Genomic DNA, 20411 nt, shown 5'->3' with positions numbered 1-20411 from the left:
CGGCGGAGTACGTTCAGGAAACGGTTCAGGCGCCCGCCGCCTGCGCCGGTACTATGCCGTGACCGGCCGCGCCTCCCCGGTCAGCGCCAGACGAATACCGAGGCCGAGCATCACAAGCCCGGTGAAGCGCTTTTGCCAGATGAGCAAATGCGGGCGACGGGAAAGCCAATCGCCGAGACCGCCAGCGCCAAGAGCCACAAGCGCAAGCACGACGAAGCCGGAAAGCTTCTGAATCCCTCCGAGGATCAGAAGCTGAGCGGCAACGGGCCAGCCATTGTGTGGATCTACGAATTGCGGGAGAAACGCCAGCATGAAAACCAATACCTTCGGGTTCGTCAGATTGCTGACCATGCCATCGCGCAGCGCCGTCACATTGGAGACAGGACTGCGTTCGACGGTCGGATCGAGTTTTCCACGTGATTTCAGCAGAAGCTTCAGGCCGAGCCAGATGAGATAGGCAGCCCCCGCCCAGCGAAGAACCGCAAAGGCGAGCGGCGAACTCTGGATGATCGACGCGACCCCAAGCGCCAGAAGCGGAAGCTGGATCAGCCCTGCCGCGAGCGTCCCGCCGACGGCTGTCAGAAAGGCTACACGCCGGCCCTGCCCTATGCCGCGCCCGATAACCAGCAGCATATCCGGACCCGGCGAGAGCTGCAGGGCAAGAAGCGCCAGGAAAAACGGGATCAGCGTGCTTGAAACGAACATTCACGAGCTCCTCGGTGTTGGCAACGCCCTCGGACATAGCCGATATCATGTCTGAGGCCACACAGAAACGGGTCGGCGGCCCCATCATTACCCATCGCGACAAGATTGGCTGTGATAGATCGGCTCAAACCACCTCGATCCGGTAATCTTCGCCCTCCCAGCGATTCACATCCGTCCAGAAGATCGTGAAATCGATCCTGCCAGGGTTGAGTGCCTGAGTCGGCAGGTCGAAGACATGCATGCCGAAGCCGGTGTCGCGGCATGGGCTGTCGGTGGCGCTTGCCCAGCCGTCGGCGGACCAGCGCACCAGTGCGGGCGCGGGCAGTTCGATGCGAAGCCGCCGGCTTGCCGGCATCTGGTCGCGCCGACCGGTCAATCGCCATGCGAAGGGCGCCGACGCGGGCTTCGCCGCAACATAGCGGGCAAAAGTCTGGGGTGGCATATCGAAAATGACGCCGTCGCGCAGCGATCGCAGCAGCTTGATATGCTCGGCATGCGCCCAGACCAACGGCATGGCGCTGCCAGAGGGGCGGCCGAGAAAAAGCTCTCGTTCCGGCACGTCCTCGCTATCCCATATCTGCTCCGGCAACAGCCCGCCCTCGCTTGCGGAGGCTTCGAGCGCGGCCAGCATCCGCCGCGCCTCGTCTGCGCGACCGGCGGCGAGCTCATAGTGGGCGCGCTCTCCGGTCAGGAGCGGCCAGAGCCTGCCGACACCGCTGCCGGCAAACGGCGCGCCGCCGATGCGCTCGCCATAGCCGTCGTCGTTGTAGCGATACCAATAGGGGCCGGCCGGCAGCTCCCGGCGCAACTGCGCGTCGATCGCCGCAATCGTGCCGAGGATGCGCGGATCGTCGGCGGCGCGAAGGCCGAAGCGTACCAGCGCCAGCGCATCCGGGCTGATCAGCAGGTCCGCTTCAAGCACCTCGCCGAGATCGTCGCGGTTGCGGATCGGAATAAAGTCACGCCTCAGTGACATGGCGCCATTGGTGGCCGAAGCGATGCGCACGTAATAGCCCTCGATGCCCAGGCTGCGCGACAGTTCCGTGTCGGTGGCGTAGGTCCACTCCTCGATCCGCTCGTTCCAGCCGTCGGCCACCTCGCGCAGATAGTGTGCCGCATCGAGCCGCCCGGCCGCTTCGACGGCATCGGCTGCTGCGAGCAGGCCGGCAATTTCGACGGCGAGCGTGAAGGGCGAATAGCCGGCATCCTCCTCCCAGCGATCTTCCTGCGTGGCGGGGCCGTTTTTGACAATGTAGCCAGCCGCCGCCTCGATCATCGGCAGGTAGCGGTGGGCCTCCGACGTGCCGATTTCGCCCGACCGCAGCAGCATGTCATAGAGCAGGATCGGAAAGGCCGTCTCGTCCATCTGTATGCCGTACCAGTAGGGCCGCCCGTCAAGCCAGGCATTTTGCACCCAATGGCCGTCCGCCTCCTGGATGACGGTGAGATAGTCGAGCACCGAACGTGCGTCCGCGGCCGCCCCGGCGGCAAGCAGACCGCCCGCCGTCTCCACCAGATCACGCGTCCATACCAGATGATAACCGCCAAGATCATCGTCGCTCTTGTTGAAGCCCCAGGGGATGGAAAGGCTGGCGATGATGGCGCCCGAGGCATCGTCGCGGTGGGTGGCAAGCACGCTGGTACTGACGCGGTAGCGGTTCAGCTGGGTCGGATCATGCGGTTCGTCGAGCGCAAGCAGACCGGCCTGCCATTCCCGCCATCCGTTGCGGTAGTGTTTCAGTGCCGGCTCGACATCCTGTTCGAGGCTGAGCAGCGACCGCAAGGCCGCCTCCTCCGGCTGAGTGCCGAATCCGATGACGATCAGCGCGCGCCCCATTCCCGCCTGAATATCGAGCGTGCCCGATAGCGCGACATTACCGTCAGCGGCGCAGCAATAATCCTGTCTCAGCCCTTCGCCGCGCGACAATGTCTGCCAGCCATCGGAAAAACCGACATAACCCACGGAACGGGCAAGCCACGGCACCGAACTGGCAACTGCGAGAGAGCGCCCCGACCCTTCGGCAAAGAGCATCGGCCTGCCCTTGAAATCGGTGTACCAGCCGGTGTTGTTCGCGCCGCCATTGACGAGATGCGGGGCGACCAGCGCATGCAGCCGGTAGTCGGAGAGATTGCCCTTCAACGCCTGAAAGCGAATGTCCTGCAGCACCACTTCGCGCTCCGGATCCGAGAAGATCGTCTTGGTGATACGATAGCGGCCGTCGCCGGCGGTATTGACGAGGCGGAAGGCCGGAACGCCGTCCTCGATCGCCTCCACCCGGTGCTCGGCATCGCGCTTCTCCTCAGAAAAATAGTCCTCTGCCGTGACGATGAAGCCGAAATCGCGCACGCAGGCCATATCGAGCCGTGGCGCATAGATCTCATTGAGGATGCCATGACTCACTGTAAACCAGACACAGCTCGCAGCACTCACGGCGGTCCCGACCGCGCTCTTGTCGCTGGAGGTCCAGCGGGGCTCGATGCCCGGCGCGCCCGGCGGCACGACGGAACCGGGTGGCAATATCGCAACGGCCAAGTGCAGTTCCTCCGCTCGGGCTAGGCTCCTCATTGAGCACACCATCCTGAGACGAAATTCAGCGATCCGCAATATACCGACCTTGACCGGTTACGATCTTGCGCCGGATAAGAATATGCGGGGAAGCGAGCATCGCACAGGAGGAGTGCCAGCATGGCTGACATGACGGAAATATCTGAAGCAAAACAGACGCGTGAACACAGCAAGGCGAAGGCGGCATCCGCCAAGCCCGTGGTTCTGGCTGTCGACATCGGCGGTTCGCATGTGAAAGCAGAGCTCAGCAGCGGCAGCGAACGGCGCAAGGTCGTATCCGGTTCAAAGATGACGGCGGCAGCGATGGTCGCTGGGCTCCGCGATCTCACGGCCGACTGGCACTATGACCTGATCGCGATGGGCTATCCCGGTCCCGTCGCTGGCCACCGTCCCGCAGCCGATCCGTTCAACCTCGGGTCGGGATGGAAAGGTTTCGATTTCGAGAAGGCGCTCGGCAAGCCCGTCCGCATGGTCAACGACGCGCTGATGCAGGCGATCGGCAGTTACGAGGGCGGTCGCATGCTCTTCCTTGGCCTCGGCACGGGACTGGGCTCGGCCATGATTGCCGAGAATGTCTGCATTCCGCTCGAACTGGCGCATATGCCTTACAGGAAAGCGACTTTCGAGGATTATGTCGGCGAACGCGGCCTCGAGGGTCGCGGCAAAGGCAGATGGCGAAAGTCGGTCTTCGACGTCGCCGATCGCCTGGCTGCCGCCCTGCAGCCCGATTATATCGTCATCGGCGGCGGCAATGTTGACCGCCTCAAGGAAATGCCGCCGAAGTGCCGGCGCGGCAGCAATGACAACGCCTTCCGCGGCGGTTTCCGGGTCTGGTTGGATGACAGCCTGCGGCTGTGAACGTCAGGCGATCGGGCAAGTCTGACGACTGCTTTGCCCACAAGCCGATTACGGCTGATCGACCCCCCAAAACCAGTTTTCTCTTGGCGGCGAAACTCAGTTTTCCCGAAGACGCATAGCGAGCGAGCATTTCGCGCAGTTTCTCGTCATCGCGTGCTGCTCCCTGGCGAAACCACGCCTCGCTCCAGCCTTCATGCTCATGGTGGCACCGACCTTGCGGATGTAAGGCTTGGCCGGGCAGCATGGACGGCGATGAAAGCGGCCTTGCCGGTGAAGGATTGACCGACCTGACGTGACGTGGTTCAGGCGGCGAGCTGCAGCAGGACGGCGCTCGCCGTTATCAGCAGCACGACAATCCACGGCGGCGCCTTCCAGACGACCAGCAGCAGGAAGCCCGACAGGGCAAGAGCAAAATCGACTGGGGTAAGGACCGCGCTTGTCCATACCGGATTGTAGAGGGCAGCTCCTAGCACGCCGACCACGGCCGCGTTTGCGCCACGCATGGCCGCCTGCGCCAGCGGATAGGCGCTGAGCCTGTCCCAGAAAGGCAGAGTGCCGAGCAGCAGAAGGAGGCCGGGCACAAAAATCGCGACCAGGGAGATGGCGGCCCCCGTGACCCCATTGGGCGACGGCCCCATGACCGCACCGAGATAGGCCGAAAATGTAAAGAGAGGGCCAGGCACCGCCTGCGCAACGCCGTAACCGGCGAGAAATGCGTTCTCAGAAACCCAGCCCGGTCTCACCACCTCCGTCTCGAGCAGCGGCAGGACGACATGTCCGCCACCGAATACGAGCGCGCCGGAGCGATAGAAAGCGTCGAAAAGGCGCAGTCCCTGCGAATCCAGGATGGAAACAACAAGCGGCAATCCGAACAGCAGGAGCAGGAACACCAGCAGACAGGTAAGGCCTGCAGATCTCGATATTCGGAACGAGAAACCGGCCTTGTGCTCGGCGGCGGCCCCGCGACAAAGGACGAGTCCCGAAACGGCACCCAGCACGATGGCTGCGAGCTGGCCGAGTGCCCCTATTGATGTCACCAGGAAAATCGCGGCCAGTGCGATGCCGGCGCGCGGCCTGTCGGGCGTCAGTGATCGTGCCATGCCCCAGACGGCTTGTGCCACGACCGCGACCGCAACGAGCTTCAACCCGTGCAGCAGGCCTTGCCCGGCCGGATTGTCGAGCGCGGTGGCGGCGGTTGCGAAGATGAACAGGATCAGCGCGGAGGGAAGCGTGAAGGCGCTCCACGCCGCAAGCGCGCCCAGAGGTCCGCCGCGCAACAAGCCCATGGCAAAGCCGACCTGGCTGGATGCAGGACCGGGAAGAAACTGACAGAGGGCGACGAGGTCGGCATAGCCCTTCTCGTCGATCCATTTGCGCCGTGTCACGAGCTCGTCGCGAAAATAGCCAAGATGCGCGATCGGTCCGCCGAACGAGGTGAGCCCAAGCTTCAGGAAGGCGCCGAAAACCTCCGCGGGCGTGCCAGCCGGCGCAATAGCGGTCTTCTCCTCGGTCATTTTTCCTGTATCCACGCCAACATCCCCATTGTGCCGACCCGTATCCTCACCATCAATGACGGCACGATGACAACAGGTGATTTTCGATGTCAGTCGAATAGGCACAGATCTCGTGAAGGTGCGGATCAGACAACATGACGGACACGCGCTCGTGCGGGCAACGTCATGGCGACAACGCCGGCCATGACGAAGACAAGACCAAGCCCCGCCGTGGAAGACAGCGTTTCGCCAAGGAAGATGACACCGATCGCAACACCGATCGGGACCCTCAGATAGGCCTGGGCCGTGGCCCCCACCGATCCGAGCGTCTGCATGAGACGGAAATAGATCACGAAGGCGAGTGCCGTCGAGAAGACAGAGAGGGTAAGGAGCGCGAGCAAGGAATGCAGACTCGGGCTCAAGGTCCAGGGGTGATCGACGACGATACTAACAGGTATGAGGATCACCGCGCCCGAGATCAGCGAGCCGCCAGCCGGCAGCATGGGATCGAGCCCCCTGAAATTCCGGCCGAAGACCGCCGCGCCCGCATAGCAGATCGTAGCGGCCACGATCGCAAGCTGTGCCGGGAGCGCCTGTCCGATATTGTCGAGCGCACCGAGGCCGATGATCAGGGCGGTCCCGATCAATCCCGAGGATACGCCGAACAGCTTGCGGCTTGTCATCGCTTCGTGCCGGGTGATCAGTGCCGTGATCAGAAAGGCAAAGATCGGCGTCGTGGAATTCAGGATCGCGGCAAGACCGGCATCGGTCGTGCGCTCGGCCCAGGCGATCAGCGTAAAGGGCAAGACACTGTTCAGGCAGGCCTGACACAGAAAGTAGATCCAGGTCTGTCGGTCGCGAGGCATCCTGAGGCCGCGCCACCGGATGACGGCGAGAAGCAGCAGGCCGGCAATCAGCGTCCTCGCGGCGACCAGTGTCACCGGTGCGATGGTCTCAACGCCGATCTTGATGAATGTGTAGGACGCTCCCCAGAGTGCGGAGAGCGCCAGCAGCAGCACCAGTTCCCGTGTCATGTCAGTCTTGTTGTCCATCGTATTCCGGTCCTAGTCAGACAGCCTGTGCTTCTCTCTAGCTGCAACGGGTGCTGAATGCTTCGATGCAGACCGAACTATCGACGATTGGGAATGCAACTGAGACCGGCGACGAAGGCTCTTCCGGAAATATCCCGTCGGTGTCATAGGTGGTGGCAACGGAGGAGAACGATATGACTGAAATGACGGTTCTTGCATTTGCGCTTGTGGCATTCGTCGGCATCGCCACGCCCGGCCCGACTGTGCTCCTCGCCCTGACGAACGGCTCCAAATTCGGGGTGCGCCGGGCGACATCTGGCATGATCGGTGCCGTCATGTCGGATTTCGTGCTGATCGGTGCCGTCGCATTGGGTCTTGGTGCCCTGCTCGCCGCCTCGGAATTCTGGTTCACCGTCATCAAATGGGTCGGCGTCTGCTACCTCGCCTTCCTGGGTGTCATGCTGCTGCGGTCGAAGGGAACGCTGGATGTCGCGCTGCGCTCCGAAGAGAACGCATCCGGCTCAGCGGTGGCGATCTTCCTGAAGAGCTTTCTCGTCGCCGTCACCAATCCAAAAGGCTATCTGTTCTTTTCGGCCTTCCTGCCGCAATTCATCGATCCACGCGGTCCGCAGGTCGAGCAATATGCCATGCTTGCCCTCGTCTTCGCCGCCATCGATTTCATGGTCATGTTCGGCTATGCGGCTCTCGGCTCGCAGGCCGTCCGGTTGTTGCGGAAATCGGGCGCGCTCTGGCTCGACCGGATCTGCGGCGGCGTCTTGCTGACGCTCGCCGGCTCGCTGGCGCTCTACCGGCGGGCAAGCACCTAAACGGCATTACCTGCCGATTTACAGTGAGTTTACAGTAACGTACTTAACCAAAGTCTCCTGATCTGCATTCCATAGCCCGGAGGGGCGCCATTCCGGCGGCCACAACAGGAGGGTAATGCATGCCTGGAGTATGGAGACCGGTTGGCGCGGCGGTGATCGCCGTCATCGCCTGGACGGGTGCAGCGAAGGCAGACACGATCAGCTATGCCGATGCGGTGAGCGTACTGGCAAAGGATTGCGGCACCGATATCAAGAAGCTCTGCAAGGGGCTGAACCTCGGCAACAACAGGATCGCCGATTGCCTCGCTCAGAATGCGGCCAAGGTCTCGCCAACTTGCACATCCTCGCTTGCGAGTGTCGTGGCATCGATCCAGAAGCGCGAGCAGGCGCAGACAGCCTACAGCAAGGTCTGCGCCACCGACATGGCCCGGCGCTGCAATGGCGTCGTCGGCGACGGCTACATTCTTGCATGCCTGGCCAAAAAGCAGAACACGATCAGTGCCCAGTGCAATCAGGCGATATCAGATGCAGGATGGAGGTAAGGTCATGACTATGCGAAAAACCGCCCTCGCCGGCTTTGCCGCCGCCTTCCTGCTGCCCACCTTCGCCTTTGCGCAACAGGTCTCCCAGGAGCGGATCGTCGCCGGTCTCGGAAAGCTCCAGGGGGCAGCGCCGATTGTCGATGTCGAACTGCTGAGACAAGAGGCCATGAACGGATCCGGAAAGGAGATGTCGGGTCTGCCGAACTGGAGCAAGGTCGCGCGCCTGCCGCAGATGGTGGTCGAGATCGCCTTTGCCAACGACTCCATTGCCATCGAACCGGAATCCTATCGCACGCTCGGCATGATCGCCGATGCCCTGCACCACCCGAACCTCTGGGCCTATAAGTTCCTCGTCGTCGGTCATACCAGCTCGACCGGCAGCGACCAGCATAATCTCGAACTCAGCCAGCAGCGGGCGGAAGCCATCAAGGAAATCCTCTCGACGACCTTTGCCGTCGATGCCGGGCGTCTCTACACGGTCGGGGTCGGCGAATATTTTCCGATCGACGGCTCCAATGCGAAAGCCGCCGACAACAGGCGCGTCCAGCTCTACAATCTCGGCGTCTTCACCAAGAAGCAATGACCAGCCGCAATCGGAGCTGTCGTTATGGACTTCCTTCGCGATCTTGCCGGGTGGAGCACCCTGGCCGTCGCTGCGATATTGCTGATCGTGCAGCTCCTTGCGCATGAGATCGGCTATCGTATCGGCTCAAGCCGCAAGACGAGCGTTCAGGGCCAGGCGGAAAACGTCGGCGTGGTCGTCGCCGGCATGCTCGGCCTGCTGGCTTTCGTTCTGGCGCTCACGCTTTCCTATTCGACTGCCCGCTTCAGCGAGCGGCGCCAGGGGACGCTGAACGAAGCCAATGCCATCGGTACCGCCTTTCTGCGGGCAAGCGCGATCGGCTCGCCGCAGGCGGTCGAGGTCGCACGGCTGCTTGAAGATTACCTGAAGGCGCGACGAGCCTTCGTCGATGCCGGGCTCGACAACGACGCGATTGCCAGCGCAAACCAGGATACGTCCAGGCTGCAGCAATCGATATGGCGCGGTGTCAGCGCCATCGTTCGCGATCGTCCGGACCCCGTCTCGGTTTCGCTGATGTCGGCGGTCAACGAGGCCTTCGATGCCGGCACAGCCGAGCGTTTCGCCATGGGCATCCGCCTGCCGTCGCAGATTTTCTGGCTCCTCACGGGCGTCATGCTGCTCAGTATGGCCTCTCTCGGCTATCAGTTCGGTTTGCGCGGCCGGCCAGTCCGTGTGCTTATCCTTCTTCTGACGGTGGTCTGGACCGCCGTAATCGTCAATATTCTGGATCTGGCATCGCCGAGGGTCGGCAATTTCCGCACCAATGCCGCCGTCTACGAATGGACGCGTCAGGGATTTTCGGGGATGGGCTTGCCGCCGGCAGAATCGCAGTGACGAGTGTCCGATTGCCTTCGATCATTGTCACCGACCAATGACGATGTTGCCGACAGGCAGCGTGACCCGAATACCCCTGTCACTGGACGGAATGACCGGCCTGCGCGTGTGCCCCCATCCGCGCGACGAGCAGTGAATACGCTACATAGTATTTATAGATATTGCTGACATATTGGACCGTCTCCCGCCCGACGATCTCGGAAGCGGCATTCTCGACATTGCCGAACCAGACATTGGGATCGAGGCCCATCGCCTTTGCCTTGTCGCGGAACTTGCGCAGGTTGCCTGGCCCGGCATTGTAGGCTGCGAAGGCGAAAAGCTGCCGGTCCTTGGGCGTAAGCCCCTCGTCGTCGATATAGGTGTCGATGAGATGGCGCAGATATTTGGCGCCCGCTTCGACATTGCGGTCGGGGTCCTTGTCGATGCCGCTGATGCCGATCACCTTGTCCTTTGCCGTCGAGGGCAGCATCTGCATGATTCCGACGGCACCGCGCGGTGAGCGCCTGGACTGATCGAGCTGCGATTCCTGATAGCCCTGCGCAAGCAACATCAGATAGTCGAAGGAATAGCTGCCGCCATGTTTGCGGAAGATCTCGACAAGCTTCTGGAAGCGCGCGACATCGTTGGGCGAATAGGCACGCTTGATGATCTTGTCTTGCTTGTAGAAGGTATTGCGCAGGATATTGCCGAAGGTCGTGCCCACCTTGTGGCTGGCGACGAAGGCGTTGAGTTCGGCCATTAGCTCGGGGCTGTTCTTGCGGATCGCCCAGGCAATCTTTCCTTGAGATGACAGCACGATATCGTGTCGCACCTTCATGTCGGCAAAGACATGCGTCCAGATATCCCCCTTATAGGCATCGACGACGGTGAAGGGCAGAAGCTCGGCATTGACCATCTCCATCAGATCCTCTTCCTCTAGGCTCTCATCCATGAGGTCGATGACGATCTCGGCCTTGCCGGCCGCGGCGAGTTCCTTGTTCCGCGCCAGAAGATGCTCATGATAGCTGCTGGAGGCGCGCACGGCGACGTGCTGGCCCGAGAGATCGTCGAGCGTGGATACCGTCGGGCTGTTTGGCGCAGCGACCAGAACCTCCTCGGCATTGTCATAGAGCGGATCGGTAAAATCCACCTGGCTCAGCCGCTCGTCGGTGATCGTCAGGTTCGCCATGACGATATCGCCATAGCCCTCGTTCAGCGCGTCGAACAGCCTGTCACGTGGCATCGGCACGAAGACGATATTGATATGGTCGATCTGCTTCTTGCGGTCCTTGTTGAGAACCTTTTCGAGCTCCAGCCCGAATTGCACCGCCGTGCCAAACTGGCGCCCTCTGTCGACGAAGTAGATCGTTTTGCTGTAGGGCACCAGCACTCGCACGATACGGCGCTCCTTCATCGCACCGAGATCAATGACATGCTTCTGAATGAGGCCGGGAGAACCCGCCTCCTCGGTTGCCGCCGGCCTTGTCCCCAGCGAGACGGCAGCGAGCAGCAGCACGAACAGCACCTTCAGAAACGAGCTCATCGAGGCCTCCCCAGCATCGGCCCTGAACGCATCAGGTGAATATTGCGGTTTTACATCTTGCCGCCGCGGGAGCTCCGGCCGCACTCCTGCGGCGGCTTTGGAAGGTTATTGTGGCGTCAGGCGCTCCAGCTCGTTGAGCCGCTTCAGCGCCGCCTCCTGCCGCAGAAGGCCGTAGTTGATGCCGCTCGCATTCAGCGAACTGCCCTCCTGATAGGGGTACTGGTTGAAGTCGGAGAAGAAATCCTTGATCTTGCCCTGCACCGGCACGATCAGCCACATATTGCGGGCAAGGAACTCGACGGCGCCGCCACCCTCCTTCAATCCGCGCTCATAGGGGTCCATGCGCAGGTTGGCGATGCTAGCCCAGGCCGGCACTTCGCGGGTGGCCGTAGCGATATTGCCCTCGCTGTTGACCGCAAAACTCAGCTTCCAGTCGTTCCACCTGATGGCGTTGAGATTGCCGCCCTGGTCAAAATAATAGACGGAATCGCGCGGCCCGCTCGTGCTGTCACCATTCAGCATCGGCAGCAGATTGTAACCGTCCAGATGCACCTTGAACTCCTTCGCGCCCGACTTGAAGCCTGCCTTCATCTGCTCCTTAAGGTCGTCGATGCCGGCGGCGGCCGCAAATGTCGGCATCCAGTCCATCAGGGTCACGATCTCGTTGATCTCCGTGCCCGGTTTTACCACGCCCGGCCAGCGAACCATCATCGGAATGCGGAAGCCGCCTTCCCATGTCGTGCCTTTTTCGCCGTGGAACATGGTCTGGGCACCGTCCGGCCAAAGTGCGAGTTCGGCGCCGTTATCGGTCGTGTAAAGAACGATCGTGTTGTCGGCGATGCCGAGCTGATCTAACTGGTCAAGGAGTTGGCCGACATGGCCGTCATGTTCCACCATGCCGTCCGCATGGATGCCCTTGCCGGTCTTGCCGAGCGAGTCGGGCTTCAGATGAGTGAAAATGTGCATGCGGGTCGAGTTGAACCAGCAGAAGAAAGGCTTGTCAGCCTTCGCCTGCCTATCGATGAAATTCTTGGCGGCAGCCAGGAATTCCTCGTCGATCGTCTCCATCCGTTTGGTGTTGAGCGCGCCCGTATCTTCGACTTTTCCGTCGGCCGTGGACTTAATGACGCCGCGCGGACCGAACTGCCGGCGGAAAGCCGGGTCCTTCGGATAGAAATAGCCTTCCGGCTCCTCTTCGGCATTCAGGTGATAGAGATTACCGAAGAATTCGTCGAAGCCATGCTTCGTCGGCAGGTGCTGATCCTGGTCGCCAAGATGGTTCTTGCCGAACTGGCCGGTCGCATAGCCCCTGGTTTTCATCACGTCGGCAATGGTCGGCATCCAGTCCTGGATGCCATGCGGGTCGCCCGGCATGCCGATCGTCAGAAGGCCGGTGCGGAACGGCTCCTGCCCGAGGATGAAGGAGGCGCGGCCCGCCGTGCAGCTCTGCTGACCGTAGGAATCCGTGAAGATCGCCCCTTCCTTGGCGATGCGGTCGATATTCGGCGTGCGATAGCCCATCAGCCCCATCGTGTAGGCGCTGATCTGCGGAATGCCGATATCGTCGCCGAAGATGACAAGGATATTGGGCAGTTTTCCCGAACCGCCGCTGGCCGCCGTCTGCTGCGTCTGTGCTGCGGCCTCATTGACCGCGGATGAGACGGCGAGAGCCGTGATCGCAAGCGACGTGCCGCCGAGCAGAAGATTGCGGCGACTGACGGATGCCAACCTATCATCCTGCTTTTGATTTTCGACGTCTTTCATCGAATTCCTCCTTGAGATCAAACCTGCGCGCGAATGCTCCGCTAAATTCCATGGTCACGGAAGTACGTTACGGTAAACGTCAGGCGTAAACGGCCCCGTTAACGGTCCGGGGTCTTTATCTCACGTGCTGTTGCCGTGCCCGAAGCTGTGCTGCAAACCGCGCGGAAAGCTCTTTTCCAACAACAGCTCTACTTTCTCGAAACAGCCGATCCGGTGTTTCAGTGCTCTGGCATCATCATACCATTCCGGCTGTAGAACTGGGCTACGACGCGCGCCCGTCGATCGGCCGCTTCCGTTTGAGGCACAGGATGATTCAATCCGGCTTGGAAGGGCTCTAGCGCGGCCAGGGGTCGGCTTCGAGCTCGTCGCCCGCCTGCAAACCCTGCAGGATAGCGATGAGCTGCGGCGCCATTTCTCTGATTTCGGTGAGGTGAATGGCCGTCAATCGCTTCAGCACATCATCGGCCTTTTCGGTCAGTTCCAGCGTCTGGCGGCGCTTGTCGGCAGGATCCGCGCGGCGGGAGACGTAGCCCGCTGCAACCAGCCGGCCGACGAGTTCGGTCGCCGAATGCGGCGCGATCAGCAGACGCTCGGCAAGCAAGCCGATCGTCATGGCATCTTCTCCGCGATGGCCGCGGATGGCGAGCAACGCCTGATGCTGCTGCGCCGGCAGGCCCTCCTCCTGCGCGGCGGAAGCGCTGAAATCCATGAAGCGGCGCAGCGTATAGCGTAGGTTGGAGAGCGCCTCGTAATCGGCATCCGTCAGATCGTCCTTCGGCTTTTTCCCCATACGTCCCCTACTCCCGGCGCCTTCAGTGCGCTCATTGCATCCACGCAGCCACTTCCATCCTCCGGTGATCCTGCAGCATGCGCAGTGCCTGCATCAGTTCCGGTGCCATCTCGCGGATCTCGTAGAGATGGGCTGATGTCAGTCGACGCAATAGCTCTTCTGCCTGCTCTGTCAACATGAGCGTCTGCCGGCGCTTGTGCTTCGTATCTATGGAGACAAGGCCGGCCTCCCGCAGCGAAGCGGCCAATTCGGCATTCTCAACTGCGGTAAGAATGAGCTTGTCGCCGAGGTTCGACAGGCTCATTCGCCCGCCGACGCCGAGCCCCTTGATCGCTAGCAGCGCCTGATGCTGCTGGCGCGTCAGGCCGAGTTTTTCCGCGGCCTTGCCGCTGAACTGGCGGAACTTGCGGATCCTGTATCTGAGATTGGCGAGCGCCTCATATTCGATTTCCGATAGCGCGCGATCATTATTCTGCATGGTTCCAGCTCCCGATTTTGGCTGTTGATTTATATCGTACTGCGATATATTTGCCGATTGAGTGAAGCCGTCAACAGGACCTGCAATGCCCCCTCAGAAAAATGCACATCGCCCCCATGATTTCATGGGCGGCCTCTCCCGGCGCGAAGCCGGGGATTTCACCACGGACAAACGTGTTCTTGCTCTCGTCGGCATGGCACTGATCGTCGGCACCGGCGGTGCCTTTGCCGCCTGGGTTCTGGTCAGCCTCATTTCGCTGGTGACGAATCTCGTCTGGTTCCACCGCTTCAGCATAACGGCCGTTTCGCTGGCCCTGGCGCCACGCTCCGTCTGGATGGTGCTCATTCCTGTCATCGGCGGCCTCGTCATCGGGCTGATGGCCCGTTTCGGCTCGGAAAAGATCCGCGGCCACGGCATCCCAGAAGCCATCGAGGCGATCCTGATCGGCGGCAGCCGCATGTCGCCCAAAGTGGCGGTGCTGAAGCCGCTCTCCTCGGCGATCTCGATCGGCACCGGCGGCCCCTTCGGTGCGGAAGGCCCGATCATCATGACGGGCGGAGCGATCGGCTCGCTCTTTGCCCAGTGCTTCCACCTGAGTTCGGCCGAGCGCAAGACGCTGCTGGTCGCAGGTGCTGCCGCCGGCATGACGGCGATCTTCGGCTCGCCGATTGCCGCCATCATGCTCGCCGTCGAACTCTTGCTATTCGAATGGAAGCCGCGCAGCTTTATCCCGGTCGCGGTCGCCGCCTGCGTATCGATCTGCTGGCGCCCCTTCCTGTTCCAGGCCGGCCCGCTCTTCCCCAAACAATTTCACATGGACCTGCCCTGGTGGGGCATCCTGCTCTGCGCGGCGATGGGCATCATCGCCGGCCTGCAATCCGGCCTTCTGACGACTCTGCTCTACAAGATCGAGGATCTCTTCGAGGCGCTGCCAATCCACTGGATGTGGTGCCCAGCCCTCGGCGGTCTCTTCATCGGCCTCGGCGGCCTGATCGAGCCCCGCGCGCTCGGCGTCGGCTACGATATCATCGACGCCCTGCTGAATAGTTCCATCCTGCCCGCCGCCGTGTTGACCATTCTCTTGGTGAAAGCTGCGATCTGGCTTATCGCCCTGTCGTCAGGTACGTCGGGCGGTGTTCTGGCGCCACTCCTGATCTTCGGCGGCGCGCTCGGCTGGCTGGTCGGCCTTTTCCTTCCGGGTGATCCCGGCTTCTGGGCCCTGCTCGGCATGGCCGCCATGATGGGCGGCACCATGCGAGCGCCGTTGACCGGCACCTTCTTCGCCGTGGAGTTGACGGGCGATGTCTCATCGCTGCTGCCGCTGCTGGCCGCGACCGTCTCCGCCTATGCGGTCACGGTGCTGCTGCTGCGCCGCTCGATCCTGACCGAGAAAATCGCCCGCCGCGGCCAGCACATCACCCGCGAATACGGTATCGATCCTTTCGAGTTTTCCCGGGCCCGCGACATCATGATCAAGGAGGTTGATACCTTCCCGGCGCACATGACGGTCGGAGAAGCGATCAATTTCTTCGTTACTACACCGAAGACCCATCGGGTCTATCCGGTTGTCAATCCCAAGGGGATCGTGAGGGGGCTGGTCTCGCGTGGCGATGCGCTGCGCTGGCAGCAGGATGGCACGCTCGCCGACCAGATGCTCGGCGATTTCGTCTCGGATACGTCACTGCCGGCAGCCCATCCCGACGATACGGTCGGTTATGTCGCCGATCTGATGCTGGCGACCGATGCCGGCCGCATTCCGATCGTCGACCCGGAAACCGGGCAGTTGCACGGCCTCGTCGCCCGCAAGGATCTGCTGCGGCTGCGCCATTCGCTGAGGGCAACCGAGACGGAGCGCCAGCCCTATTTAGGACCGCGAAGGCAGATGGGCGAAACGCAGGTGGACAAAGGACGCGCCTGAAGCTCGAGTACCAATGATATCAGCGAAAACCGCCGTCAGCCTATGACGGCGATGAACTGCTCGCTCAGCAGACGACGGCTAGCCCTCTTCGGCACCGCGATCGTTACCTAGTTAAGCCACCGGCGTCAGTGCCCGGCAGCGCCAACAAGGACGCTGGCCCGCCGGTACCCCATTACCGGCCGAGCCAGCGGTATTCCTGGATCGAAGCCTTGCCGGTCTTCTTGTCGTAGAGGCAGATCAGGTTGACGTTCTTCACCTTGCTCTTGCCCTTGCCCATCGAGCCGCGCAGGAGCACCGCAACCTTTCCTGTCGCATCGTCGAAGACGATGGGAGCGGTAGCCTCCGGCGTATCCATGCCTGATTGGCCGATGCAGGTGCCGTTCACCTTGGCGAAGAGCGCATTCCACGCGGCATCGTTGGAGGCGCCGGCATAGTGAGCCGAGAGCAGCATCACGGCTGCCGTGATCGTCATTTTGTTGATCATTTTTCAAACCTATTACAACGGACGAATCGCCCTTCGCCTGGCAAACTGTTTGTGAGAAGCGAGCGAGGCTAAAAAAAGGCGGCGGATTGTCGCCTACTGCCGCAGCTTTACAAACCTTGCCCGTCGCGCACCGACCGCTATTTCCACGGCATGCGGCGGCTCAAGAGGCAAGCACAGATCCATGTTCCAGAAAGTCGACTGCGTCATCCTCAAGGTGCCGGACCTCGGCGAAGGCCTCGCCTTCTACCAGCATGCCCTCGGCCATAGACTGCTCTGGCGCACAGCCGATGCGGCCGGCCTTGCCATGGCCGATACGGACGCCGAACTGGTGCTGCACACCAAAGCAGGCCCCGAGGTGGATCTTCTGGTACCCGAACTTGCTCCCGCCCTCGAGCGTTTCGAGGCACTCGGCGGGAAACGGGTCTGCGAACCTTTCGAACTGCCGATCGGCATAGCGGCTGTCGTGCGTGATCCCTTCGGCAATGTTCTGACTATGCTGGATCAAAGCAAGGGTACGTTCACCACCGATGCCGACGGAAACGTGACGGGCGTGGAGCCCTAGCAGAGTTCAATGCGGCCCCAGAAACATTTCCGCGCCGAGCAGCAGCAGGCAGACGAGGAACCCGCGGCGGAAGGTTGACGGCGCAATCCGATCGCGCAACACCTTTCCCACCCACATGCCAGCCAGCGCCGGCAGGATCGCAAGCACAGAGAATGCAAGATTGCCGCCGTCGAATGCGCCGCGAAAGCCGAGAGACGCTGCGAGCGCGATGGTGGAGACGGTGAAGGACAAGCCGAGCGCCTGCACAAGATCATCCTTGGCGAGCCCCAGCGCCTGCAGATACGGTACGGCGGGGATGACGAAGACGCCGGTGCTGCCGGTCACCAGTCCCGTTACTGCACCAATGACTGGCGAAAGCCAGAGCTCCATCGCGCCTGGCACGCGGATTTGACGGGCAAACAGCGCATAGGCAGCATAGAGCACCAGCGCAGCACCGAGGCCCCGCGTCGTCAGGCCGCTATCGCCGCTCGCAAGCCATTCCGAACCAAGCATCGTCCCCGCAACGATGGCCGTCATCATCGGCCAGAACCGCCGCAGGAGAGCGCCGAAGCTCGGGCCTGCGAGCAATTGCCAGATATTGGTGACCGACGACGGCGCGATAAGCAGGCTTGCCGCCGTCAGCGGCGAGGTCAAAATACCCAATATGCCCATGGCGACCGTCGGAAGTCCCATGCCGGCGAGACCCTTGACGATACCGGCGGCAAAGAAGGTGGCGGTGACTGCTGACAGGAAGGTGAAGGAAAGATCGGACATGACGCATTGCTAGCAGCTTCAGAGATCGGCACAATGCGGAAGTCCCTCAGCCTTCCTTCGGCTGGTCCGAAGGCAGAAAATGGCCTACTCTCGCAAAATGCGTTTCGATCTCACCGACCTTCGCCTGTTTCTTGCCGTCGTCGATGCCGGCAGCATCACTCATGGGGCGGCAGATGCAGGGCTGTCTCTGGCTGCAGCAAGCGAGCGCCTGCGCGATATGGAGACGCTCGGTGAGGTCATTCTGCTGAAGCGCAGCCGCCGCGGCGTCTCGCAGACAGAGGCCGGAGAAGCCCTGGCCCACCACGCCCGCATCATCCTCAGCCAGATCAGGCAGATGCATGGCGAGCTTGGCGAATATGCGCGCGGGCTGCGCTCGACGATCAGCATTCTCGCCAACACGGCGGCCATATCGGAACATCTGCCCGAGAAGGTGGCGGACTGGATGGCAGCCAACCCGCAGGTGGATCTGCAGTTGAAGGAACGGCAGAGCGTCGAGATTGCCGGAAGTGTTGCGGCCGGCCGTGCCGAGATCGGCATCCTCTCTGCCGCGGCTGACATGGCCGGGCTGACGGCAAGGCCATTCGCCACCGATCGGCTCGTCGTCGCTGTCAGCAAGGGACACCCCCTGGCGCGGGAGCGCAACGTCCGTTTCGCCGATCTCGTCGACGAGCATTTCGTCTGCCTTGCCGCCGGCGCCCTGCAGGATCATATCGATGCGCAGGCAGGCCGCCTCGGCATCAGGCTGAAGACCCGCGTGCGGCTGCGCGATTTTCAGGCCGTTTGCCGGCTGGCGGGTGCAGGTGCCGGGATCGGCATCGTGCCCGAAATAGCCGCTCACCGTGCGAAACGGTGGTCGGGAATTGTCACTGTCGGCTTGTCGGATGGCTGGGCGACGCGGCAGCTGGTGGTCTGCACGGCAGAGCGGGCGGAATTGTCGCTCCATGCCCGCAGCCTTTTGAACCATCTTGCCCCCGCATAAAGACGCCTAACCAGCGCCTTTGAGGGCGGCTCCCGCTCAGCCACGAAAGCTCGCCGGACGCGTTATTCAAGGTTGTGCTCATACTCTTCCCGTGCAAGGCTGCCGCAAGCGGGAGGTAACTGTCATGAACGGTGCAGACAGCCTGTGCGATACGCTTCTGGCAAACAGTGTCAGCGTATGTTTTGCTAATCCGGTACGTCGGAAATGCATTTTGTCGCAGCGCTCGACCGCAAGCCCGCGATGCGCTGCGTTCTTGGCCTTTCCGAGGGCGTCGTGACGGGCGCGGCCGATGGTTATGCGCGCATGACCGACCGCCCGGCTGCAACATTGCTCCACACTGGGCCGGGTCTCGCCAATGGCCTTGCCAATCTCCACAATGCCCGGCGCGCCCGAGTCCGTTATCAACATCGTCGGTGATCATGCCTCCTACCATCTTCAGCTCGACGCGCCGCTGACATCGGATATCGAAAGCCTGGCGGGTGCTATGTCCAACTGGGTGCACCGCATCCGCAGCCCGGAAGAGATTGCCGGGGCGACGGAGGCCGCCTATCGTGCCTCATTGTCACCGCCCGGTGTGGCAACGCTCATCCTGCCGGCAGATGCGGCCTGGGGCGAGGTCGAAGCGGATCAGCCGATCAGGTTGCCTCTGCCGGTGCCGCCGGCGGTGAACATGGACGCCGTACGCGCGGTTGCCGCGGCCATCAGAGACACGCCCGGCGAAGCCGGAATTGTCGTCAGCGGTAGGGCTGCCCGCGCCGATTGTCTGGAGATCGCGGGAGCAATTGCGGCCGCCAGGGATGTGCGTCTCTTCAGCGAGATGCAACTGCCGAGGATCGAGCGCGGCCGCGGCCGTGTCGCCGTAACCCGCATCCCCTACCCGGTCGACGCCGCCCTGGACCTGCTGGCCGATATCGATGTGCTTGTATTGGTTGGCGCCCCCGAGCCGGTCGCCTTCTTTGCCTATCCCGGCAAACCTGGACGGCTTGTGCGCAAAGGCTGCAAGGTCCTGACGCTCGCAAGACATGGCGAGGATCTGAAAGGCGCGCTCGAAGCACTCAGCGACGAACTCGGCGTCAGGCCGTCGCAACCCCTGCCACGGGCAAGTGCAGCTTCCGACCATATCACGCCCTTCGGGCATCTGACCGAAGATGCGATCGCAGTGATGGTGGCGGAAAGACTTCCCGACAATGCCATCGTTTGCGACGAGGGCATCACCTCGGCCCGCCGCTTCTTCGAACTTTCGGCGGCTTCGGCGCCGCACGACTACCTGATGAACACCGGCGGCTCCATCGGTTGCGGCATACCGCTTGCAACGGGTGCGGCGATCGCCTGTCCCGATCGCAAGGTCATCGATCTGCAGGCCGATGGCAGCGGCATGTACACGGTGCAGGGCCTGTGGACGCAGGCGCGCGAAATCTCGACGTGGTGACGATCATCTTCGCCAACCGCGCCTACGCCGTGCTGCATGCCGAAATGCGCAATGTCGGCGTCCACGGAATCGGCGAGAACGCCCGGCGGATGATGGACCTCGATCACCCCGCCTGGGACTGGGTGCTGATCGCCAAGGGCATGGGCGTCGATGCCGCGGGCGCGCATAGCTGCGAGCAATTTGCCGATCTCTTCGAAAGTGCGCTCAGGCGCCGCGGACCGTTTCTCATCGAAGCGATCATCTGAGCGTTCAGGTAACCCGGTTGGCAATCCCGCCTTCGAAGCATAGCATTC

Annotated in this window: 18 protein-coding genes and 2 pseudogenes; 10 read left to right on the top strand and 10 right to left on the bottom strand. The window is 62.0% G+C overall.

Features of this window, described 5'->3' with window-relative positions:
- Positions 1 to 51 precede the first annotated feature (51 nt).
- A complete protein-coding gene (locus FHX08_RS06725; protein WP_132651699.1) occupies positions 52 to 705 on the bottom strand; it encodes a LysE family translocator in 654 nt (217 codons plus the stop codon).
- A gap of 124 nt (positions 706 to 829) precedes the next feature.
- Positions 830 to 3271 carry a glucan 1,4-alpha-glucosidase gene (locus tag FHX08_RS06720; RefSeq protein WP_132651700.1) on the bottom strand — a complete coding sequence of 814 codons (2442 nt, stop codon included), beginning with the start codon at positions 3269 to 3271 and terminating at the stop codon, positions 830 to 832.
- A 120-nt stretch (positions 3272 to 3391) separates the two neighbouring features.
- On the opposite strand from FHX08_RS06720, the gene FHX08_RS06715 reads away from it, so the two are divergent.
- Both FHX08_RS06715 and FHX08_RS31370 read left to right on the top strand, forming a co-directional pair.
- The gene (locus FHX08_RS06715) at positions 3392 to 4129 is read left to right on the top strand and encodes an ROK family protein (RefSeq protein ID WP_409527390.1); all 738 of its coding nucleotides are present in this window, start codon (positions 3392 to 3394) and stop codon (positions 4127 to 4129) included.
- A gap of 147 nt (positions 4130 to 4276) precedes the next feature.
- A pseudogene (locus FHX08_RS31370) lies at positions 4277 to 4411 on the top strand (acyl-CoA thioesterase); the annotation flags it as partial.
- A 20-nt stretch (positions 4412 to 4431) separates the two neighbouring features.
- Here the strand turns inward: FHX08_RS31370 and chrA are convergent.
- Positions 4432 to 5643 (bottom strand): chromate efflux transporter, encoded by a 1212-nt coding sequence (gene chrA / locus FHX08_RS06710; RefSeq protein ID WP_132651701.1) that lies wholly within the window; start codon positions 5641 to 5643, stop codon positions 4432 to 4434.
- Between the two features lie 125 nt (positions 5644 to 5768).
- The gene (locus FHX08_RS06705; protein WP_132651702.1) at positions 5769 to 6674 is read right to left on the bottom strand and encodes a DMT family transporter; all 906 of its coding nucleotides are present in this window, start codon (positions 6672 to 6674) and stop codon (positions 5769 to 5771) included.
- A gap of 173 nt (positions 6675 to 6847) precedes the next feature.
- Between FHX08_RS06705 and FHX08_RS06700 the strand changes: the two genes are divergently transcribed.
- The 4 genes from FHX08_RS06700 to FHX08_RS06685 all read left to right on the top strand — a co-directional run bounded on the left by FHX08_RS06700 (position 6848) and on the right by FHX08_RS06685 (position 9439).
- The gene (locus FHX08_RS06700; RefSeq protein ID WP_132651703.1) at positions 6848 to 7480 is read left to right on the top strand and encodes a LysE family translocator; all 633 of its coding nucleotides are present in this window, start codon (positions 6848 to 6850) and stop codon (positions 7478 to 7480) included.
- 119 nt (positions 7481 to 7599) lie between these two features.
- A complete protein-coding gene (locus FHX08_RS06695; protein WP_132651704.1) occupies positions 7600 to 8022 on the top strand; it encodes a hypothetical protein in 423 nt (140 codons plus the stop codon).
- A 4-nt stretch (positions 8023 to 8026) separates the two neighbouring features.
- A complete protein-coding gene (locus FHX08_RS06690; RefSeq protein WP_132651705.1) occupies positions 8027 to 8605 on the top strand; it encodes an OmpA family protein in 579 nt (192 codons plus the stop codon).
- A gap of 24 nt (positions 8606 to 8629) precedes the next feature.
- Positions 8630 to 9439: a hypothetical protein gene (locus tag FHX08_RS06685; RefSeq protein WP_132651706.1), complete on the top strand. Its 810-nt coding sequence runs from the start codon at positions 8630 to 8632 to the stop codon at positions 9437 to 9439.
- A gap of 79 nt (positions 9440 to 9518) precedes the next feature.
- Here the strand turns inward: FHX08_RS06685 and FHX08_RS06680 are convergent, their stop codons facing one another.
- The 4 genes from FHX08_RS06680 to FHX08_RS06665 form a co-directional block, all read right to left on the bottom strand.
- Positions 9519 to 10961 (bottom strand): transglycosylase SLT domain-containing protein, encoded by a 1443-nt coding sequence (locus FHX08_RS06680; protein WP_246698291.1) that lies wholly within the window; start codon positions 10959 to 10961, stop codon positions 9519 to 9521.
- A 105-nt stretch (positions 10962 to 11066) separates the two neighbouring features.
- Positions 11067 to 12725, bottom strand: coding sequence for an arylsulfatase (locus FHX08_RS06675; protein WP_132651707.1), 1659 nt, complete (start codon positions 12723 to 12725; stop codon positions 11067 to 11069).
- A gap of 334 nt (positions 12726 to 13059) precedes the next feature.
- Complete coding sequence (locus FHX08_RS06670) at positions 13060 to 13515, bottom strand: MarR family winged helix-turn-helix transcriptional regulator (protein WP_132651708.1); 456 nt, start codon at positions 13513 to 13515, stop codon at positions 13060 to 13062.
- A 31-nt stretch (positions 13516 to 13546) separates the two neighbouring features.
- On the bottom strand, positions 13547 to 13993 hold the full coding sequence (locus FHX08_RS06665) for a winged helix DNA-binding protein (RefSeq protein ID WP_132651709.1): 447 nt from the start codon (positions 13991 to 13993) through the stop codon (positions 13547 to 13549).
- An 85-nt stretch (positions 13994 to 14078) separates the two neighbouring features.
- Here FHX08_RS06665 and FHX08_RS06660 point away from each other — a divergent pair, with 85 nt between their 5' ends.
- Entirely contained in the window at positions 14079 to 15911 is a 1833-nt protein-coding gene (locus tag FHX08_RS06660) for a chloride channel protein (protein ID WP_132651710.1), read from the top strand.
- Positions 15912 to 16083: 172 nt separating this feature from the next.
- On the opposite strand, the gene FHX08_RS06655 is transcribed toward FHX08_RS06660, so the two are convergent.
- Positions 16084 to 16395, bottom strand: a complete 312-nt coding sequence (locus FHX08_RS06655; RefSeq protein ID WP_132651711.1) for a hypothetical protein — start codon at positions 16393 to 16395, stop codon at positions 16084 to 16086.
- A 181-nt stretch (positions 16396 to 16576) separates the two neighbouring features.
- Between FHX08_RS06655 and FHX08_RS06650 the strand changes: the two genes are divergently transcribed.
- On the top strand, positions 16577 to 16957 hold the full coding sequence (locus tag FHX08_RS06650) for a VOC family protein (RefSeq protein WP_132651712.1): 381 nt from the start codon (positions 16577 to 16579) through the stop codon (positions 16955 to 16957).
- A 6-nt stretch (positions 16958 to 16963) separates the two neighbouring features.
- On the opposite strand, the gene FHX08_RS06645 is transcribed toward FHX08_RS06650, so the two are convergent.
- The gene (locus tag FHX08_RS06645; RefSeq protein ID WP_132651713.1) at positions 16964 to 17710 is read right to left on the bottom strand and encodes a sulfite exporter TauE/SafE family protein; all 747 of its coding nucleotides are present in this window, start codon (positions 17708 to 17710) and stop codon (positions 16964 to 16966) included.
- A 97-nt stretch (positions 17711 to 17807) separates the two neighbouring features.
- Here FHX08_RS06645 and FHX08_RS06640 point away from each other — a divergent pair, with 97 nt between their 5' ends.
- A complete protein-coding gene (locus FHX08_RS06640; RefSeq protein ID WP_132652008.1) occupies positions 17808 to 18689 on the top strand; it encodes a LysR family transcriptional regulator in 882 nt (293 codons plus the stop codon).
- Between the two features lie 124 nt (positions 18690 to 18813).
- A pseudogene (locus FHX08_RS06635) lies at positions 18814 to 20363 on the top strand (acetolactate synthase large subunit).
- The last annotated feature ends 48 nt before the right edge of the window (positions 20364 to 20411 follow it).

The organism is Rhizobium sp. BK529, from assembly GCF_014194105.1.
In the GTDB taxonomy this organism is placed as follows: Bacteria; Pseudomonadota; Alphaproteobacteria; order Rhizobiales; family Rhizobiaceae; genus Rhizobium.
The sequence above is the reverse complement of the archived record's forward strand: the minus strand, read 5'-3'. Positions and strand labels throughout refer to the sequence as shown.

What these genes read in the sequence shown, in the direction of transcription:
- FHX08_RS06725 (WP_132651699.1), bottom strand. Translation starts at nt 705, where the DNA reads ATGTTCGTTTCAAGCACGCTGATCCCGTTTTTCCTGGCGCTTCTTGCC.
- FHX08_RS06720 (WP_132651700.1), bottom strand. Translation starts at nt 3,271, where the DNA reads ATGAGGAGCCTAGCCCGAGCGGAGGAACTGCACTTGGCCGTTGCGATA.
- FHX08_RS06715 (WP_409527390.1), top strand. Translation starts at nt 3,392, where the DNA reads ATGGCTGACATGACGGAAATATCTGAAGCAAAACAGACGCGTGAACAC.
- chrA (WP_132651701.1), bottom strand. Translation starts at nt 5,643, where the DNA reads ATGACCGAGGAGAAGACCGCTATTGCGCCGGCTGGCACGCCCGCGGAG.
- FHX08_RS06705 (WP_132651702.1), bottom strand. Translation starts at nt 6,674, where the DNA reads ATGGACAACAAGACTGACATGACACGGGAACTGGTGCTGCTGCTGGCG.
- FHX08_RS06700 (WP_132651703.1), top strand. Translation starts at nt 6,848, where the DNA reads ATGACTGAAATGACGGTTCTTGCATTTGCGCTTGTGGCATTCGTCGGC.
- FHX08_RS06695 (WP_132651704.1), top strand. Translation starts at nt 7,600, where the DNA reads ATGCCTGGAGTATGGAGACCGGTTGGCGCGGCGGTGATCGCCGTCATC.
- FHX08_RS06690 (WP_132651705.1), top strand. Translation starts at nt 8,027, where the DNA reads ATGACTATGCGAAAAACCGCCCTCGCCGGCTTTGCCGCCGCCTTCCTG.
- FHX08_RS06685 (WP_132651706.1), top strand. Translation starts at nt 8,630, where the DNA reads ATGGACTTCCTTCGCGATCTTGCCGGGTGGAGCACCCTGGCCGTCGCT.
- FHX08_RS06680 (WP_246698291.1), bottom strand. Translation starts at nt 10,961, where the DNA reads ATGAGCTCGTTTCTGAAGGTGCTGTTCGTGCTGCTGCTCGCTGCCGTC.
- FHX08_RS06675 (WP_132651707.1), bottom strand. Translation starts at nt 12,725, where the DNA reads ATGAAAGACGTCGAAAATCAAAAGCAGGATGATAGGTTGGCATCCGTC.
- FHX08_RS06670 (WP_132651708.1), bottom strand. Translation starts at nt 13,515, where the DNA reads ATGGGGAAAAAGCCGAAGGACGATCTGACGGATGCCGATTACGAGGCG.
- FHX08_RS06665 (WP_132651709.1), bottom strand. Translation starts at nt 13,993, where the DNA reads ATGCAGAATAATGATCGCGCGCTATCGGAAATCGAATATGAGGCGCTC.
- FHX08_RS06660 (WP_132651710.1), top strand. Translation starts at nt 14,079, where the DNA reads ATGCCCCCTCAGAAAAATGCACATCGCCCCCATGATTTCATGGGCGGC.
- FHX08_RS06655 (WP_132651711.1), bottom strand. Translation starts at nt 16,395, where the DNA reads ATGATCAACAAAATGACGATCACGGCAGCCGTGATGCTGCTCTCGGCT.
- FHX08_RS06650 (WP_132651712.1), top strand. Translation starts at nt 16,577, where the DNA reads ATGTTCCAGAAAGTCGACTGCGTCATCCTCAAGGTGCCGGACCTCGGC.
- FHX08_RS06645 (WP_132651713.1), bottom strand. Translation starts at nt 17,710, where the DNA reads ATGTCCGATCTTTCCTTCACCTTCCTGTCAGCAGTCACCGCCACCTTC.
- FHX08_RS06640 (WP_132652008.1), top strand. Translation starts at nt 17,808, where the DNA reads ATGCGTTTCGATCTCACCGACCTTCGCCTGTTTCTTGCCGTCGTCGAT.